16 protein-coding genes and 2 pseudogenes are annotated in these 15928 nt (G+C 70.8%); 5 read left to right on the forward strand and 13 right to left on the reverse strand.

The genetic code is table 11. From position 1 onward, the window contains the following. Window positions 1-100: 100 nt before the first annotated feature. Entirely contained in the window at window positions 101-724 is a 624-nt protein-coding gene (locus tag ACGFIK_RS15465; RefSeq protein ID WP_327026692.1) for an FMN reductase, read from the reverse strand. Continuing rightward, window positions 721-1821, reverse strand: a complete 1101-nt coding sequence (locus ACGFIK_RS15470; protein ID WP_327026693.1) for an LLM class flavin-dependent oxidoreductase — start codon at window positions 1819-1821, stop codon at window positions 721-723. Before ACGFIK_RS15470 ends, ACGFIK_RS15465 begins: the two co-directional genes overlap by 4 nt. Window positions 1822-1986: 165 nt before the next feature. On the opposite strand from ACGFIK_RS15470, the gene ACGFIK_RS15475 reads away from it, so the two are divergent. Both ACGFIK_RS15475 and ACGFIK_RS15480 read left to right on the forward strand, forming a co-directional pair. Further along, on the forward strand, window positions 1987-2232 hold the full coding sequence (locus ACGFIK_RS15475) for a type II toxin-antitoxin system HicB family antitoxin (RefSeq protein WP_327026694.1): 246 nt from the start codon (window positions 1987-1989) through the stop codon (window positions 2230-2232). Further along, window positions 2229-2453, forward strand: a complete 225-nt coding sequence (locus ACGFIK_RS15480) for a type II toxin-antitoxin system HicA family toxin (RefSeq protein WP_327026695.1) — start codon at window positions 2229-2231, stop codon at window positions 2451-2453. Before ACGFIK_RS15475 ends, ACGFIK_RS15480 begins: the two co-directional genes overlap by 4 nt. Before the next feature lie 10 nt (window positions 2454-2463). Here ACGFIK_RS15480 and ACGFIK_RS15485 read toward each other — a convergent pair. Beyond that, window positions 2464-3071, reverse strand: a pseudogene (locus tag ACGFIK_RS15485) (DNA-3-methyladenine glycosylase). Window positions 3072-3158: 87 nt separating this feature from the next. On the opposite strand from ACGFIK_RS15485, the gene ACGFIK_RS15490 reads away from it, so the two are divergent. After that, complete coding sequence (locus ACGFIK_RS15490) at window positions 3159-3905, forward strand: phosphotransferase family protein (RefSeq protein WP_393339864.1); 747 nt, start codon at window positions 3159-3161, stop codon at window positions 3903-3905. 201 nt (window positions 3906-4106) lie between these two features. On the opposite strand, the pseudogene ACGFIK_RS15495 reads toward ACGFIK_RS15490, so the two are convergent. Both ACGFIK_RS15495 and ACGFIK_RS15500 read right to left on the reverse strand, forming a co-directional pair. After that, window positions 4107-4508 (reverse strand): annotated as a pseudogene (locus ACGFIK_RS15495) (XRE family transcriptional regulator); the annotation flags it as partial. A gap of 259 nt (window positions 4509-4767) precedes the next feature. Continuing rightward, the gene (locus ACGFIK_RS15500; RefSeq protein WP_327026698.1) at window positions 4768-5739 is read right to left on the reverse strand and encodes an alpha/beta hydrolase; all 972 of its coding nucleotides are present in this window, start codon (window positions 5737-5739) and stop codon (window positions 4768-4770) included. A 329-nt stretch (window positions 5740-6068) separates the two neighbouring features. On the opposite strand from ACGFIK_RS15500, the gene ACGFIK_RS15505 reads away from it, so the two are divergent. Both ACGFIK_RS15505 and ACGFIK_RS15510 read left to right on the forward strand, forming a co-directional pair. Next, a complete protein-coding gene (locus ACGFIK_RS15505; protein WP_327026699.1) occupies window positions 6069-6782 on the forward strand; it encodes an alpha/beta hydrolase in 714 nt (237 codons plus the stop codon). A gap of 84 nt (window positions 6783-6866) precedes the next feature. Next, window positions 6867-7283 (forward strand): DNA-binding protein, encoded by a 417-nt coding sequence (locus ACGFIK_RS15510; protein WP_327026700.1) that lies wholly within the window; start codon window positions 6867-6869, stop codon window positions 7281-7283. 145 nt (window positions 7284-7428) lie between these two features. Here the strand turns inward: ACGFIK_RS15510 and argH are convergent, their stop codons facing one another. The 8 genes from argH to ACGFIK_RS15550 form a co-directional block, all read right to left on the reverse strand. After that, window positions 7429-8892 (reverse strand): argininosuccinate lyase, encoded by a 1464-nt coding sequence (gene argH, locus ACGFIK_RS15515; RefSeq protein WP_327027164.1) that lies wholly within the window; start codon window positions 8890-8892, stop codon window positions 7429-7431. A 46-nt stretch (window positions 8893-8938) separates the two neighbouring features. Then, a complete protein-coding gene (locus ACGFIK_RS15520) occupies window positions 8939-9454 on the reverse strand; it encodes an arginine repressor (protein ID WP_327026701.1) in 516 nt (171 codons plus the stop codon). 6 nt (window positions 9455-9460) lie between these two features. Next, entirely contained in the window at window positions 9461-10381 is a 921-nt protein-coding gene (gene argF, locus ACGFIK_RS15525) for an ornithine carbamoyltransferase (protein ID WP_327026702.1), read from the reverse strand. Continuing rightward, entirely contained in the window at window positions 10378-11652 is a 1275-nt protein-coding gene (locus tag ACGFIK_RS15530) for an acetylornithine transaminase (protein WP_327026703.1), read from the reverse strand. The genes argF and ACGFIK_RS15530 overlap by 4 nt, the downstream gene beginning before the upstream one ends. After that, window positions 11649-12584, reverse strand: a complete 936-nt coding sequence (gene argB, locus ACGFIK_RS15535) for an acetylglutamate kinase (protein WP_327026704.1) — start codon at window positions 12582-12584, stop codon at window positions 11649-11651. The genes ACGFIK_RS15530 and argB overlap by 4 nt, the downstream gene beginning before the upstream one ends. Further along, window positions 12581-13753, reverse strand: a complete 1173-nt coding sequence (gene argJ / locus ACGFIK_RS15540; RefSeq protein WP_327026705.1) for a bifunctional glutamate N-acetyltransferase/amino-acid acetyltransferase ArgJ — start codon at window positions 13751-13753, stop codon at window positions 12581-12583. The genes argB and argJ overlap by 4 nt, the downstream gene beginning before the upstream one ends. After that, the gene (gene argC / locus ACGFIK_RS15545; RefSeq protein WP_327026706.1) at window positions 13750-14751 is read right to left on the reverse strand and encodes an N-acetyl-gamma-glutamyl-phosphate reductase; all 1002 of its coding nucleotides are present in this window, start codon (window positions 14749-14751) and stop codon (window positions 13750-13752) included. Before argC ends, argJ begins: the two co-directional genes overlap by 4 nt. 146 nt (window positions 14752-14897) lie before the next feature. Beyond that, on the reverse strand, window positions 14898-15923 hold the full coding sequence (locus ACGFIK_RS15550) for an NAD-dependent epimerase/dehydratase family protein (RefSeq protein ID WP_327026707.1): 1026 nt from the start codon (window positions 15921-15923) through the stop codon (window positions 14898-14900). Window positions 15924-15928 lie beyond the last annotated feature (5 nt).

A 15928-nucleotide genomic window follows, 5' to 3' on the forward strand; every position in this document is an offset into this window, starting at 1 on the left:
GGGGCCGGGCCAGTGCTGCCGGTCTCGTGCTGCCGGTCTCGTGCTGCCGGTCTCGTGCTGCCTGGGCCGGGTAGCCAGGCCGACCCGTGGGCGGTGCCGGTCAGGGGTGGTCGCCTCGGAGCAGTTGCGCGAAGTCGGTCGTCAGGGCGAAGGGGTCGGCCGGGCCGGCGGAGGGGGCGCTGCGGTGCACCTGCCCGGCCAACTCGGCGGCGGCCCGCTCGATCCGGGTCCGTAGGGCGCCCTGCGCCGTACCGCCGGACCAGTCCTCCGGGGCCGCGAAGACGGCGGTCGGCAGGACCACCGCCCGCAGGTAGGTGAACATCGGCCGGATCGCGTGCTCCAGGGCCAGCGAGTGCCGGGCGGTGCCGCCGGTCGCGGCGACCAGGACCGGCCGACCCCCCAGGGCCTCGGCGTCGACCAGGTCGAAGAAGGACTTGAACAGCCCGCTGTACGAGGCGTTGAAGATCGGGGTCACCGCGATCAGCCCGTCCGCGCCGGTGACCTGCTCCAGCACCTGCCGCAGCGGCTCCGCTGGGAAGCCGGTGAGCAGGTGGTTGACGATGTCGTGGGCGTGTTCCCGCAGCTCGACCGGGTGCAGGGTGACCTGTTCGCCGTACCCGGTCAGGGCGTCGCGGGTGGCGGCGGCGAGCTGGTCGGCCAGCAGCCGGGTGGAGGAGGGCTGACTGAGCCCGGCGGAGACCACGGCGATGGTACGCACGCTCACCGGCCGGCCTCCGTCCCGGCGCTCCTGTCGGGGGCGGCGCGCAGGGAGGCGTGGGTGGGTGCCGCCGGTACGTGGGCCGGACGCAGGGACTCGAACTCCTTGCGCAGCACCGGTACGACCTCCTCCCCGAGCAGGTCGAGCTGCTCCAGCACGGTCTTCAGCGGCAGACCGGCGTGGTCGATCAGGAACAGTTGCCGCTGGTAGTCGCCGACGTAGTCACGGAAGCCGAGGGTCCGGTCGATGACCTGTTGCGGGCTGCCCACGGTCAGCGGGGTCTGTGCGGTGAACTCCTCCAGCGACGGACCGTGCCCGTACACCGGGGCGTTGTCGAAGTAGGGGCGGAACTCGCGTACCGCGTCCTGGGAGTTACGCCGCATGAACACCTGGCCGCCGAGGCCGACGATGGCCTGGTCGGCGCTGCCGTGGCCGTAGTGCTCGAAGCGCTGCCGGTACAGCCCCACCATGCGGCGGGTGTGCTCGGCCGGCCAGAAGATGTGGTTGGCGAAGAAGCCGTCCCCGTAGTACGCGGCCTGCTCGGCGATCTCCGGGCTGCGGATGGAGCCGTGCCAGACGAACGGCGGCACCCCGTCGAGCGGCCGGGGGGTCGAGGTGAAGGACTGCAAGGGGGTACGGAACTTGCCCCGCCAGTCGACGGTGTCCTCACGCCAGAGCCGGCGCAGCAGGTCGTAGTTCTCGATGGCCAGCGGGATGCCGTTGCGGATGTCCTGTCCGAACCAGGGGTAGACCGGGCCGGTGTTGCCACGCCCCATCATCAGGTCCACCCGGCCGTCGGCCAGATGCTGCAACATCGCGTAGTCCTCGGCGATCTTCACCGGGTCGTTCGTGGTGATCAGGGTGGTCGCGGTGGACAGCAGCAGCCGCTCGGTGCGGGCGGCGATGTAGCCCAGCATGGTGGTCGGCGAGGAGGGCACGAACGGCGGGTTGTGGTGCTCGCCGGTGGCGAAGACGTCGAGACCGACCTCCTCGGCCTTGAGGGCGATGGCGACCATCGCCTTGATGCGCTCACGCTCGGTCGGCTCCCGCCCGTTGGTCGGGTCGACGGTGACGTCACCGACGGTGAAGACTCCGAACTGCATGATGCGCTCCTCGTGTCGTCCGACCGGGACAGGTGTCCCCGGTGCCCCCGACAACATATTTGACGAGTCAACTATTCCGCGACCCGGGTTCCCCTGATGTCCCCCGTCACGGCACCTCCACTCCCACCCGCGCGCTGGAGCACATGGCGAGCCTCGACTCGTAGGATGAAGCGACCTGCCAGGATCAGGAGGGCCTTGATGGTTCGGACGTTCACGGCTGCCGTCCACCAGGAAGAGGACTGGTACGTCGCTCGATGCTTGGAGCTCGACGTAGCCAGCCAGGGCGAGACGCTCGACGAAGCCCTGACCAACCTACGAGAAGCAGTCGAGGTCTACCTCGAAGAGGTCTCCCAGCCCGCCATCGAGGCTACGCCGCTAGTGACGTCCTTCCAGGTCGGAAGGGCCGCATGAGCCCGGCTCTGGCCGATCTTCCGCTCCGCAAGTTACTCGCGGCGCTTGCCAAGGCCGGGTTCGATCACGTGCGTACGAAGGGCAGCCACGCGGTCTACCGCAACCCTTCGGGGAGGGTGGTGATCGTTCCCCAGCACCACACGATCAAGCGGGGAACCCTCGCGTCCATTCTCCGCCAGGCCGGATTGACGCCGGGCGAGTTCCAGCAACTGCTCGACTGATCCGGAGCCTTCAGCTTCGTCGGCGTCGGGGGACGTGGCGGCGGTAGGGGCTGACGGTCGGGTCGCCGGTGATCCAGAATCGCCACGGAACGTCGTGGGCGGCGGCCACCCCGACGCGCGGGCCGGCGGAAACAGCCGACGGGGCGACCGGCCGGGTAGGCGGGGTCAGCAGCAGCGGCCCGGTGCCGTCGAGCATCGACGTGCCGTTCGCCGCTGCCGTGATGCCGAGCGCCCTCACCAGGCGGGCGGGTCCCCGGGCGAGATCCCGGTCGGGCACCTCACCGCGCCGCTTGCGGGCCAGATCCAGGCCGTCGACCACCTCGCCCGCGCGCAGCAGCACCGCCGCCGCCTCCCATCCGGGCCGCAAACCAGATTCAGACACCAGTGCACACCGAAGACGAAGTACGTGTAGGCGTACCCCGCCGGACCGAACATGACCTTCGTACGGGGGGTCGGGCCACGGTGAGCGTGCGAGGCCGGGTCCTCGCCGGTGCCCGCGTACGCCTCGACCTCGGTCAGCCTGACCCGGACGCCGTTGGCCGCCACCTCCCAGCCGAGCAGCGACCGCGCGGTCTGCGCGACATCGGCGGCGGGCGCGGTCAGCCAAGGGTGGTCCACCCGTACAGGAAACCCGGTCCCACCTGTTCGTGGCCAGTTGGGATTACCGGTGGCGGCCAGTTGGCGGGGAGGTATCAGCCCGCGACAATGGCCGGTGTGGAGGAGGTCACGGTCGTCGTCGCTCATAACGAGCGGGCGACCCTGCGCGTCGGCGACGTGTTCCTGAAGGTCGACAGCGATCAGACGCGTATCGATGTCGAGGTCGAGGCGATGCGGCTGGCGCCCGTTCCGACCCCCGAGGTCCTGTGGCGCAAGCCGCCCGTCCTCGCGATCGCGGCCGTCCCCGGCCAGGCACTCGGCCGCCTCGGTGAGCCGTCGCCCGCGTCACCTGCGGCGTGGGCCGCGACGGGCGCGGCGATCCGGAAGCTGCACGACGCGCCGCCCCCGCCGTGGGCCGGCAAGAAGCTCGTCGGCCTGGACGCGGAACTCGAACGCGAATGCGCCTGGCTCGTCGACACCGGCGTCCTGCCGGCCGATCTGGTCGAGCGCAACCGCGAGATAGCCGAGGCCGCGATTCGGCCGTGGACGCCGGTGTTCATGCACGGCGACCTGCAGATCACCCACATCTTCACCGACGGCGACGAGGTCACCGGCGTGATCGACTGGTCCGAGGCGGCGCCCGGCGATCCGTTGTTCGACCTGGCCGTCCTGACCCTCGGGCACGAGGAACGTCTCGACGATCTCCTCGCCGGTTACGGCACCGACGTCGACCGGGATGTGATCCGCGCCTGGTGGTCGCTGCGCAGCCTGCTGGCGTCCCGCTGGCTGATCGAACACAACTTCGACCCGTCCTTGCCAGGCTGCGAGTTCGACGTACTGAGATCGCGGATGTGAACCCTTGTCACCGATCGCTGCGAAGGCGTAGCTGTCGCGGCTCGCGACCGGTACGCGTCATCGCCCACGTGGTACGCGATGCCAAGCGCGGGCAGCCGGATCTGCCGCGTCCAGGCGATTCCGAGCAGCGGCAGACGCCAGAGGACCGCTCGGCATGGTGCCGATGATCGTGGCCGATTCGGCGTGCGGGGTGGCGGCAGCATGTGCCTGCGCGAGCAGGGTGAGACTCGTACGCCGTTCTGCCCCGGAATGCAATCGAGCCGCCCGCTGAGTGGCATCCAGCAGGCCGGGCAGAATCTCTCCGGCCGCTGTGCGCTGATGCCGGGAGGTGTGCCAGGTCTGCCAGGCAGAATCGACCGCACCACGCAGATAGTCGGTGCTCTTCGGTTCACCGTCGATTGTGATTCGCCACGCGGTCAACGCTCGTCGCACATCGTGCACCGCCGGATGGCTGGCCCGAGCGTCGAGGGACAGCGCCACGGAGGGGCCGAAAAGATCACCAAGATCCCGTACGCCTAAATGCGGAGCCATCTGCTGCGCGGTCCGCAAGGTCAACGACCGCCTACCGTTCTCGATGAATTTCACCGTTGTCGGCGACAGCCCGGTACATCACGTACCCACGATACGTCGCGCTTTGGTCACCTTGAAAGCACACAGCTACGCGGAGTTGTCCAAACGGCACGGTTGGCGGCCTGCGCGACGGCTCCACCGTCGCCGTCCCGGCTCGGTCGGGGCTTCGTGATGGTGTTGCCCGGTGCCGACCTGGGTCGACACCGGGCAACGAGGCCGCCTAGCTACACGGCCCGACAAGGTGACCTCCGACCTGGCTCAGCGGATGCTCGGCCGGGTCGCCGACTGCCGATCAGCCGAAGAACGCCTGAAGGTGCTGGACGAGGACGGCCGGCTGCTCGTCAACGAAGTAGTGACCGGTGTTGTCGATCTGTACCAGCGTCAGATCCGTCGTCCGCGAGGACAGCGAGTCGGCGAAGCTGGGGTAGAACATGTCGTGCGCGACGCCCAGGACCGGCACGGTCAGCGGAGCGTACGCGGCACCGTCCTGGATGTCCTGGGGGAGCGCCTGGTACCAGCCGTTGCCACCCCGGATCGCGTCCGCGTTGTTGTAGGCCGCGGCGTAGACAGCCCGGTCGAAGGTGCTGATCGCCGCCTGGTTGACCAGCAGGTTGTCGAACATCCAGTTGACCAGGTAGTGGGCCCGGCCGACGAGCAGCTGCTCGGGCAACTGGGCTACCTGGTTGAACGCGAACCACCAGGGGTGGAACGGCATGCCCGGAACGGGCAGTGCCCGGAACTCGTAGTAGCTCGGGTCGGGGTGCGCGACGTCCAGCAGAGCGATCTTGTCGACCACCTGCGGCGAGTTCGCCGCGAGGCTGAAGGCCACCATGGCGCCCATGTCGTGCCCGGCCACGTTCACCTTGTCGTATCCCAGGTGGGCGGCGAGGGCGGCGATGTCGGCGGCCATGGTCTTCTTGTCGTAGCCACCCTGCGGCTTCGCGGAGTTACCCGCGCCGCGCAGGTCCACCGCGATGACCCGGTAGCGTGTGGCCAGAGCCGGCATCACCTTGTGGTACTCCCACCAGGTCTGCGGCCAGCCGTGCAGCAGGAACAGCGGCTTGCCCCGGCCGCCGATGACGTAGTGCAGCCGGACACCGTTGACGGTGGCGTATCGGCTGCTGAAGCCGGGCAGCATGCCCGCCAGGAGCGCCGAGGACGGAGCAGCCGGAGCAGAGGGCGCCGCTGACGCCCGAGCCGGGTCGACGATCGCCGCTGCGGTAACCGCACCGGCACCCAGCGCCAACCAATTCCTTCTATTCACCAAACCTCCATGCTGTCGATATGTCCCTTGGACACCCGAGACCACCAGGAGACGGCAGACGCCGATGTCCAATGTGGAGAGGGATCGTACTCGAAGATCGACGAGAATGCGGTCAGGGTACGCGACAGATTTTCCTGGTCGTAAGGGGTCAGGAAGCGGCCGTTCCCCTTACGCCGTGCCCAAAAGTTACTGAAACGGCCCGGAAGGTTCTCGCATCGCCCTCGGCGAAAGCTCCCTATTCAGCCCGCGTTTTACCCTCACCTGGCGGGTATTCGGGCGTACCGTCACCGCGGAGGGTGAACAGGGTCCCGGAGTGAGGGAGCGTGCGCATGTCCGATCAGCAGCCCACCATCATCTTCGTGCACGGCGCGTTCGCCGAGTCGGCTAGCTGGAACGGTGTGATCGAGCGGCTGGGGGCCGGGTACAACACGGTGGCCCTGGCCAACCCGCTGCGCAGCCTCGCCGGGGACGCCGCGCACCTGGGGGACGTGATGCGCTGGGTCGGCGGCCCGGTCGTGCTCGTCGGCCACTCGTACGGCGGAATGGTGATCACGCAGGCAGCGGCCGACAATCCGACCGTGCGGGCCCTGGTGTACGTCAACGCCCTGGCCCCGGACACCGGCGAAAGCGCACTGTCGCTGTCCGGACAGTTCCCCGGCAGCACCCTGCCCGGCAACCTGGTGCAGTACCCGGTGTCCTCCGGCGGCAACGAAGTGGCCATCGCCCAGAACGCCTACCACGGACAGTTCGCCGCCGACGTCTCCGCCGACCAAGCCTCCCTCATGGCCCGAACCCAACGGCCGGTCACCGAACAGGCCCTCGACGACGGTCTCGTCGGCGACCCCGCCTGGCGGTCACTGCCCAACTGGTTCGTCTTCAGCGACGCCGACATGAACATCCCGGTCGCCGCACACCGGTTCATGGCCGAGCGGGCCAACCCACGCGGACAGCGGGAGGTCGCGGGCGGCTCCCACGCCCTGTCCGTCTCCCAGCCCGGCGAGGTCGCCGAGAGCGTCATCGAAGCCATCCGCGGCACCAGTTGATCCAGCCGGGTGACGCGCGGAGAGTCGGACCGGGCATTTAAACGAAGCGTTGACAACACTTCGTTGAAGTGTTTAAGTCGGTGCATGGCCGACTCCCACACCGGGTCCGAGGAGCGAGCCCACCGCAGCTACGCCGCGCTGCAACGACTCACCGAACGGCACGCCGCCACCGAGCGGCAGCGACGGCGGCACACCAATCCGTACGCCGCCGACCCCTATGAGGCGATCGCCGTGCTCCTGGCACTGGCTGCCGGGGCGGCCGAGCCGGAACCGGGCGAGGAGCCGGTGGACGAGGCTGATCTGCTCGCCGCGCTGACCCTCTTCCCGCACCTGCGAGCGGAGATCGACATCATGGAGGCGGGCCTGTTCCAACTGGCCCGCAGCCGGGGCCTGACCTGGCAGACGATCGGCCAGGGGCTCGGCCTGGGCAGCGCCCAGGCCGCCAAGCAACGCCACGACCGCCTGACCGCCCGCACCCCGCCAGCCCAGACCGCCACCTGAATCGCCCACGAAAGATCAGACCGCTGACCCCACAAACCGTCTACACGTCGGGCAGCAACTTCGGGGAAGATGCGGTCTCCATTGGACCTGGAGGCAGCATCTTCCCCGACGTTGCCGGCACCGCACGCAGGAGCGAGGACTCCGGTCAGCGGGGGACGACGGTTTCGGCGGCCCACTCGCGCCAGGTGGCCAGGTGGTCGGCGGCGGCGGCCAGCTGGTCGGCCACCGGGCCGGGGCCGGTGGAGCCGGGGGTGATCCGGGCGGCCAGGGCCGAGCGGACCGACAGCACGTCGCGTACGGACGGGTCCAGGTGCTCGCTGACGGCGGCCAGGTCGGCGTCGGAGACCTCATCCAGGGCGCAGTCCCGGGCGGCGCAGAGGGCCACCAGCTTGCCGGTGATCTCGTGGGCGTCGCGGAAGGGCACACCCTTGCGGACCAGCCAGTCGGCCACCTCGGTGGCCAGGGAGAAGCCCACCGGCGCGGCGGCGACCAGGCGATCGACCCGTACCGTCATGGTGGAGATCATCCCGGCCAGGGCCGGCAGCAGCAGTTCCAGGGTGTCGACCGCGTCGAAGGCCGGCTCCTTGTCCTCCTGCATGTCCCGGTCGTAGGTCATCGGCAGGCCCTTGAGCATGGTCAGCACGGCGACCAGCCCGCCGACCAGTCGGCCGGACTTGCCCCGGGCCAGCTCGGCGATGTCCGCGTTCTTCTTCTGCGGCATGATCGAGGAGCCGGTGGCGAAGGCGTCGTCCAGTTCGACCCAGCCGAACTCCTGCGAGGTCCAGAGCACCACCTCCTCACCGAGGCGGGACAGGTGCACCCCGATCATCGCGGTGATGAAGAGGAACTCGGCGACGAAGTCCCGGTCGGCGACCGCGTCCATCGAGTTGGCGAAGGACGTGCGGAAGCCCAGTTCCTTGGAGACCGCCACCGGGTCCAGCGGCAGGCCCGAACCGGCGAGCGCCCCGGCACCGAGCGGGCTGACCGCAGCCCGGTGGTCCCAGTCGCGCAGCCGTTCCAGGTCCCGCAGCAGCGGCTGGACGTGGGCCAGCAGCCAGTGGCCGAAGGTCACCGGCTGGGCATGCTGGAGGTGGGTCATGCCCGGCGCGGCCGTATCGATGTGCCGCTCGGCCTGCTCGACCAGCGCCTCGGCCAGCTCGACCAGCCGGGCGGCCACCCCCCGGGCATGGTCACGCAGGTAGAGCCGCAGGTCGGTGGCGACCTGGTCGTTGCGGGACCGCCCGGCGCGCAGCTTGCCGCCGAGGCTGCCGAGACGCTCCAGCAGACCGCGTTCCAGCGCGGTGTGCACGTCCTCGTCGTCGACCGTCGGCCGGAAGGCACCGGAGGCGCAGGCGGCCTCCAGGTCGTCCAGGGCGGCGAGGATGCGGCCCAGTTCGTCCGGGTCGAGCAGGCCCGCGCCGGCCAGCACCCGGGCGTGGGCCCGGGACCCGGCGATGTCGTACGGGGCCAGTCGCCAGTCGAACTGGACGCTCACCGACAGCCGGGCTAGGGCCTCCGAGGGGCCACCGGCGAACCGGCCACCCCACAGGCTCGTACGGTTGGCTGCGGCGCTGTTCTCGGTCAGGGTCTTGTCGTCCACCCCGCCCATTCTGGTGGTCACGATCGCACCTCAATCAACCGGGCGTACCGAGCATTCATGGTGTGCCACTCCCGTCGACGTTCTCGTCGCGGCGGGCCCAGCCGGCGAGCCGTTCGCCGAGCGCGGCTCCGCCGTCGCTCTCCCGGGCCACGACGAGGATGGTGTCGTCGCCGGCGATGGTGCCGACGACCTCCGGCAGGCCAGCCCGGTCCAACGCGCTGGCCAGGTAGTGGGCGGCCCCCGGTGGGGTCCGCAGCACGGCGATGTTGCCGCTGGAGTCGACCTCGTTGAGCAGTTCGTGCAGCAGCCGTACCAGCCGGGCCGGGGCCGCCTCCGCGCCGCGCAACGGGCGGTGCCCGTCCTCCGGGATCACGTACACGGCCCGACCGTCGCCGCCGCGGGCGGTGACGGCGCCGAGTTCCTTCAGGTCCCGCGACAGGGTGGCCTGGGTGACCTGGACGCCCTCGTCGCCGAGCAGTTCGGCGAGTTCGGTCTGCGAGCGGATCGCCCGGTCCCGGATCAGTTCGACGATTCGGGCATGGCGGGCGGCACGGGTCAGGGGTGCGGTCATAGGGCCTTACCCTGCCAGCAGGAAGGTCAGCAGCGCCTTCTGGGCGTGCAGGCGATTCTCCGCCTGGTCGAACACCGCGCTCTGCGGGCCGTCGAGCACCTCGTCGGTGATCTCCTCGCCCCGGTGCGCCGGCAGGCAGTGCAGCACGATCGCCTCCGGCGCCGCGTGGGCCAGCAGGGTCTTGTTGACCTGGTACGGCAGGAACGGGGTGATCCGGTCCAGTCCGTCGCTCTCCTGCCCCATCGAGGTCCAGGTGTCGGTGGCGATCACGTCGGCGTCCCGGACGGCGGCCACCGGGTCGGTGAACACCTGCGCCGATCCGCCGGTGTCGGCGGCGATCTCCCGGGCCCGGGCCACCACCTCGCCAGCGGGCTGGAAGTCGGCCGGGCCGGCGACCCGGACGTGCATCCCGGCGGTCACCCCGGCCAGCAGGTAGGAGTGGGCCATGTTGTTGGCCGCGTCGCCGAGGTAGGTCAGGGTCCGCCCGGCGGTGCCGCCGCACCGCTCCCGCACGGTGAGCAGGTCGGCCAGCAGTTGGCAGGGGTGGAAGCCGTCCGTCAGGGCGTTGATCACCGGTACGGAGGCGCCGGTGGCCACCTCGGCGATCCGGTCGTCGCCGTGGGTACGCAGCACGATCGCGGCCACGTACCGGGACAGCACCCGACCGGCGTCGCTCAGGGCCTCGCCCCGACCGAAGTGCGTGACCTGGGTGTCCACCACGAGGGGGTGGCCGCCGAGTTCGGCGATGCCGACGTCGAAGGAGATCCGGGTACGCAGGCTCTGCTTGTCGAACAGCACGGCCACCGCCCGGGGCCCGGCCAGCGGGGTGTGCGCGAAGCGGTCGGCCTTCATCCGGGCCGCCAGATCCAGCACGGCGGACTGCTCGGCCGGGGTGAGGTCGTCGTCGCGCAGGAAGTGCCGGGTCATGCGGGGGCCTCCGTCGGGGTGTGATCCGCGCCGGGGTGGTCGGCCGAAGCGGGCGGTACGGCGAGCGGGCCGCGTGGGTGCTGGTCGGTCGCGCCCGGCGCCACGGCCGCGGCGGTGGTCAGGGCGAGGGGCAGGGCGGCCAGGAAGGCGTCGGCCTGCTCGGCGGTGAGGATCAGCGGCGGGGCCAGCCGGAGCACGTCCGGCTGCACCGGGTTGACCAGGAATCCGGCCGTCCGCAGGGCCTCGGCGGCGGCGGATGCCACCGGGGCGGCCAGGGTCACCCCGAGCAGCAGCCCGGCGCCCCGGACCCCACCGATCAGGGGGTGCCCGAGGGCCTCGATCCCCCGGCGCAGCCGTTCCCCCACCCGCTTGACGTGGTCCAGCAGCCCTTCCTGGGCGATGGTGGAGATCACCGCCAGGGCGGCGGCGCAGCTCACCGGGTTACCCCCGAAGGTGGTGCCGTGGGAGCCGGGGGACAGCAGGTCGGCAGCCCGGCCGAAGGCCAGGGTGGCGCCGATGGGCAGCCCACCCCCGAGCCCCTTGGCCAGGGTCACCACGTCCGGTTCCACCCCCTCGGCCTGGTGGGCGAACCAGTGTCCGGTGCGCCCGATCCCGGTCTGCACCTCGTCGAGCACCAGCAGGGCGCCGTGCCTGGCGGTGATCCGCCGGGCGGCGCGCAGGTAGCCGGCCGGTGGCACGACCACCCCGTTCTCGCCCTGGATGGGTTCCAGGATCACCATGGCGGTGGCCTCGGTGACGGCCGCCTCCAGGGCGGCCACATCCCCGTACGGGACGTGGGTGACCTCGCCGGGCAGGGGGCGGAAGGGGTCGGCCTTGGCGGGCTGGCCGGTCAGGGCCAGGGCGCCCATGGTGCGGCCGTGGAAGCCGCCCACGGTGGCCACCACATGGGTGCGGCCGGTGCGCCGGGACAGCTTGAACGCCGCCTCGTTGGCCTCCGCCCCGGAGTTGGCGAAGAAGACCCGGCCGGGCCGACCGGCCAGGGCCAGCAACAACTCGGCCAGGGCCACCGGCGGCTCGGAGATGAACAGGTTCGACACGTGCCCGAGGGTGGCCACCTGCTTGGACACGGCGGCCACCACGGCCGGGTGGGCGTGTCCCAGGGAGTTCACGGCGATGCCGCCGAGCAGGTCGACGTACTCCCGGCCGGTGTCGTCGACCACGACGGCGCCGGAGCCGGAGACGAGGGCCAGGGGTGGGGTGCCGTAGTTGTCCATCATGGACTGGCGCCACCGGTCGGCGAGGGCGGTCATGACGGCACCGAGCCTTCCTTGGTCGAGGGGGCCGCGAGCTCGCTGTGGGCGTTCACGACCATGGTTCCAAAGCCTTCCGAGGTGAAGACCTCCAGCAGGGTGGAGTGGGCGACCCGGCCGTCGACCACGTGCGCGGCCGGCACTCCCTCGGAGACCGCGCGCAGGCAGGCTTCCATCTTGGGCACCATGCCGGACTCCAGCGACGGCAGCAGCTTCGCCAGCTCCTCGACGGTGATTTCGCTGATCAGGCTGGAGGTGTCCGGCCAGTCGGCGTAGAGGCCGGGGACGTCGGTGAGCATGACCAGCTTGCGGGCCCGCAGGGCGATCGCCAGGGCGGCGGCGGCGGTGTCGGCGTTGAGGTTGTGCAGCACCCCGTCGACGTCCGGCGCCACGGTGGAGATCACCGGAATCCGGCCGGCCGCGATCAGGTCGGCCACCGCGGAGATGTTCACCGACTCGACATCGCCGACCTGCCCTACGTCGACCGGTTGCCCGTCGACGTAGGCGGGGCGGCGTACCGCGGTGAACAACCCGGCGTCCTCACCGGAGAGCCCGACGGCCAGCGGACCGTGGGAGTTGATCAGACCGACCAGTTCCCGCCCGACCTGGCCGACCAGCACCATCCGGACCACGTCCATCGCCTCCGGGGTGGTCACCCGCAGGCCGCCCCGGAACTCGCTGTCGATGCCCAGCCGCCCGAGCATCGCCGAGATCTGCGGGCCGCCACCGTGCACCACTACCGGCTTGAGACCGGCGTAGCGCAGGAAGACCATGTCGGCGGCGAAGGCCCGCTGCAACTCCGGGTCGATCATGGCGTTGCCGCCGTACTTGACGACCACGGTCGCGCCGGAGAAGCGCTCCAGCCAGGGCAGCGCCTCGATCAGGGTGGCCGCCTTGGCCTGGGCGCGGGTCAGGTCCGAGTTCAGGTTCATGTCGAGTAGGCCGAGTTCTCGTGCACGTAGGCGTGGGACAGGTCGTTGGTCCACACCGTCGCCTCGGTGGCACCGGCGTGCAGGTCGATGCGGATGGTGACGTCCCGGCCGGTCAGGTCGACCTTCGACCGGTCCTCGGCGGCGGCCCCGCCCCGGCACACCCAGATGCCGTTGACGGCCACGTCGACCCCGTCCGGCTCGAACTCGGCGGCGGTGGTGCCCACGGCGGCCAGGATCCGACCCCAGTTCGGGTCGTTGCCGAACAGGGCGGTCTTCACCAGGTTGTTGCGGGCCACCGACCGGCCCACCTCGACCGCGTCGTCCTCGTCGGCCGCGCCGACCACCTCGATGGCGATCTGCTTGGTGGCGCCCTCGGCGTCGGCGATCAACTGCTGGGCCAGGTCGTGGCAGGCCGCGGTCACCGCCGCGGTCAACTCCGCAGCGCTCGGCGTGACCCCGGAGGCGCCGCTGGCCAGCAGCAGGACGGTGTCGTTGGTGGACATGCAGCCGTCGGAGTCGATCCGGTCGAAGGTGACCCGGGTGGCGGCGCGCAAGGCGGCGTCCAGGGTCGGCGGGTCGGCGACCGCGTCCGTGGTCAGCACGCAGAGCATGGTGGCCATCGCCGGGGCCAGCATGCCGGCGCCCTTGGCCATGCCGCCGACGGTCCAGCCGGCACCGGAGATCACCGTGGTCTTCGGTCGGGTGTCCGTGGTCATGATCGCCTCGGCGGCGGCCTGCCCGCCCTCGGCGCTCAGGGCCCCGATCGCGGCCCCCACCCCCGGCAGGAGCTTGTCCATCGGCAGCCGCTCGCCGATCAGACCGGTCGAGCAGATCGCCACCTCGCCCGCCCCGAACGGCTGGTCCGGGTGCAGGGCGGTCAGCGCGGCGGCGGCGTGTTCGGCGGTGGCGTGGGTGTCCTGGAAGCCGGCCGGGCCGGTGCAGGCGTTGGCCCCGCCCGAGTTGAGCACCACCGCCCGGACCAGCCCGCCGTGCAGCACCTGCTCGCTCCATGCCACCGGGGCGGCCTTGACCCGGTTGCTGGTGAAGACTCCGGCGACCCCGGTGTCCGGGCCGTCGTTGACGACCACGGCGATGTCCGCCGCGCCGCTGCTCTTGAGGCCGGCGGCCACCCCGGCCGCCCGGAACCCCGCAGGTGTGGTGACGGTCATGGCGTTACCCCCAGCGGGGACAGGCCCGTGGTCTCGGGCAGGCCGAACATCAGGTTGGCGTTCTGTACCGCCTGACCTGCGGCGCCCTTGCCGAGGTTGTCCAGGGCGGCTACCACGATCAACCGACCGGAGTCGAGGTCGACGGTGGCCTGCAGGTGGCAGGAGTTGCTGCCCAGGGTGGCCGCGGTGTGCGGCCAGCGGCCCTCGGTCAGCAGGTGGACGAAGGGGCTGTCCGCGTACGCCTGGGCCAGCACCGCCCGGGGGTCGGCCGAGCCGGTCGGCCGGGCGGTCACGGTGGCCAGGATGCCGCGCGGCATCGGGGCCAGCACCGGGGTGAAGGACAGGCCGGTGGCTCCGGTGGCCTGCTTGATCTCCGGTACGTGCTGGTGGGCGCCGACCTTGTAGGGCGACAGGTCGCCCATCACCTCGCTGGCCAGCAGGTGGGTCTTGGCGGCCCGCCCGGCCCCGGAGGTGCCGGAGGCCGCGACGACCACCACGTCGGCGGGGTCGGCGACACCGGCGGCGATCAGCGGCGCCAGCGCCAGGGTGATCGTGGCGGCGTAGCAGCCGGTGTTCGCCACCCGGGTGGCGGCGGCGATCCGCTCGGCCTGACCGGGCAGCTCCGGCAGGCCGTAGGTCCAGGCCCCGGCGTGCGGGCCACCGTAGTAGCGGGCCCAGGCCGCGCCGTCGGTGAGGCGGTGGTCCGCCCCCAGGTCCACCACCCGGACCTCGGGGGGCAACTGGGCGGCCAGGGCGGCGGACTGGCCGTGCGGCAGCGCCAGGAAGACCAGGTCGGCCTCGGCGAGGGTCTCCGGTACGGTCTCCGCGAAGGTCTGATTCAGCCCGACCAGTTGCGGGTGCACGCTGTCGACGGGCTGCCCCACCTGACTGTGCGCGGTGGCGGTGACCAGGTCGAACTCGGGATGCCCGGCGAGCAGGCGGAGTAACTCACCACCCGCGTAGCCACTAGCACCGGCGACCGCGACCCGGATTCCCATGCCTACCTCCGTATGACTATGCAGGGAGGCTAGCAGCGCGGACTCGTCACTGCAAGTTCATGCAGTGGGCCGCATGAGAATGCTTTATTGTTAAGAAGGGACCCCTGCTCTACCGGAGGCGTTAACAGGGGGCCCTTCCTTGCCCCCTACAGCCGGCCCTCGGCCACCGCCTGGGTGACCCAGGGGATGACCTCGTCGAGCATCTCGTCGAGGGAGGTGGTTGCGGTGAAGCCCAGCACCTCGGCGGCCTTAGCGGTGTCCGGCACCCGCTTGCGGACGTCGTAGCGGAAGGGTTCGTCGCTGACGTACCGGAACGGCACCTCCGGGCCCTTGATCTTGTGCCAGATCAGCTCGGCCAACTCCAGCACCGTGGTCGACCGGGCGGTGGAGAGGTTGAAGTCCTCGTTGTGGGCCGCCGGGTGCTCGATCGCCAGCGCGATGCCCCGGGCCAGGTCACCGCCGTAGGTGTAGTGCCGCACCTGGTCGCCCTCACCGAGGATGTGCAGCGGATCCTGCCCCTTGACGATCTTCTGCACCAGGTCGGGGACCACGTGGGACATGGCCAGCTTCACGTTGCCGGAGAGCACCTCGGCCTGCCCCAGGGCCCGACCCTCCCCCACCCCGACGCAGTTGAAGGGCCGCACGATCGTGTACGGCAACCGGTACTGCTCCCAGGCGGCCCGGGCGTAGTACTCCACCGCCAGCTTCTGGAACCCGTACGACGACAGGGGTGGCGGGATGCGCCGCTCGTCCCCCTCCCGGCTGGGCCAGTGCTCGGTCGACTCGTACACCATCGAGGAGGAGAGGTAGGTGACCTTGCGTAGGCTGCCGTCCCGGTGGGCCCGCAGCGCCGCGTCGCAGGTCGCGGCCATGATCCGCTCGTTGGTGGCGAGCAGGTCATAGGCGTACGCGTGGAAGTAGGAGATCCCGCCGATCATCGCCGCCCCGGCCACCAGATGGTCGCAGCCGTCGAGCAGCTCGGTCAGCAGGTCGGTGTCGCGGGCGTCGCCCTCGACGAACCGGAACCGGGGATGGGTGTCGTAGCTGTGGCTGACCGGGCCGTACTTGGAGAAGTTGTCCACCCCGACGACCTCGTGGCCCCGGTCCAACAGCTCCGCGACCAGATAGCCGCCGATGAAGCCGGCCGAACCAGTTACCAGGACCTTAGCCACGTGCG

The organism is Micromonospora sp. NPDC048871 (genome assembly GCF_043198155.1).
Lineage (GTDB): Bacteria > Actinomycetota > Actinomycetes > Mycobacteriales > Micromonosporaceae > Micromonospora.

Bases quoted from the DNA above. Each gene is read 5' to 3' on its own strand.
- ACGFIK_RS15470 (WP_327026693.1), bottom strand. From the start codon at position 1,821: ATGCAGTTCGGAGTCTTCACCGTCGGTGACGTCACCGTCGACCCGACC.
- ACGFIK_RS15475 (WP_327026694.1), top strand. From the start codon at position 1,987: ATGAAGCGACCTGCCAGGATCAGGAGGGCCTTGATGGTTCGGACGTTC.
- ACGFIK_RS15480 (WP_327026695.1), top strand. From the start codon at position 2,229: ATGAGCCCGGCTCTGGCCGATCTTCCGCTCCGCAAGTTACTCGCGGCG.
- ACGFIK_RS15490 (WP_393339864.1), top strand. From the start codon at position 3,159: ATGGCCGGTGTGGAGGAGGTCACGGTCGTCGTCGCTCATAACGAGCGG.
- ACGFIK_RS15505 (WP_327026699.1), top strand. From the start codon at position 6,069: ATGTCCGATCAGCAGCCCACCATCATCTTCGTGCACGGCGCGTTCGCC.
- ACGFIK_RS15510 (WP_327026700.1), top strand. From the start codon at position 6,867: ATGGCCGACTCCCACACCGGGTCCGAGGAGCGAGCCCACCGCAGCTAC.
- argH (WP_327027164.1), bottom strand. From the start codon at position 8,892: ATGGGCGGGGTGGACGACAAGACCCTGACCGAGAACAGCGCCGCAGCC.
- ACGFIK_RS15520 (WP_327026701.1), bottom strand. From the start codon at position 9,454: ATGACCGCACCCCTGACCCGTGCCGCCCGCCATGCCCGAATCGTCGAA.
- argF (WP_327026702.1), bottom strand. From the start codon at position 10,381: ATGACCCGGCACTTCCTGCGCGACGACGACCTCACCCCGGCCGAGCAG.
- ACGFIK_RS15530 (WP_327026703.1), bottom strand. From the start codon at position 11,652: ATGACCGCCCTCGCCGACCGGTGGCGCCAGTCCATGATGGACAACTAC.
- argB (WP_327026704.1), bottom strand. From the start codon at position 12,584: ATGAACCTGAACTCGGACCTGACCCGCGCCCAGGCCAAGGCGGCCACC.
- argJ (WP_327026705.1), bottom strand. From the start codon at position 13,753: ATGACCGTCACCACACCTGCGGGGTTCCGGGCGGCCGGGGTGGCCGCC.
- argC (WP_327026706.1), bottom strand. From the start codon at position 14,751: ATGGGAATCCGGGTCGCGGTCGCCGGTGCTAGTGGCTACGCGGGTGGT.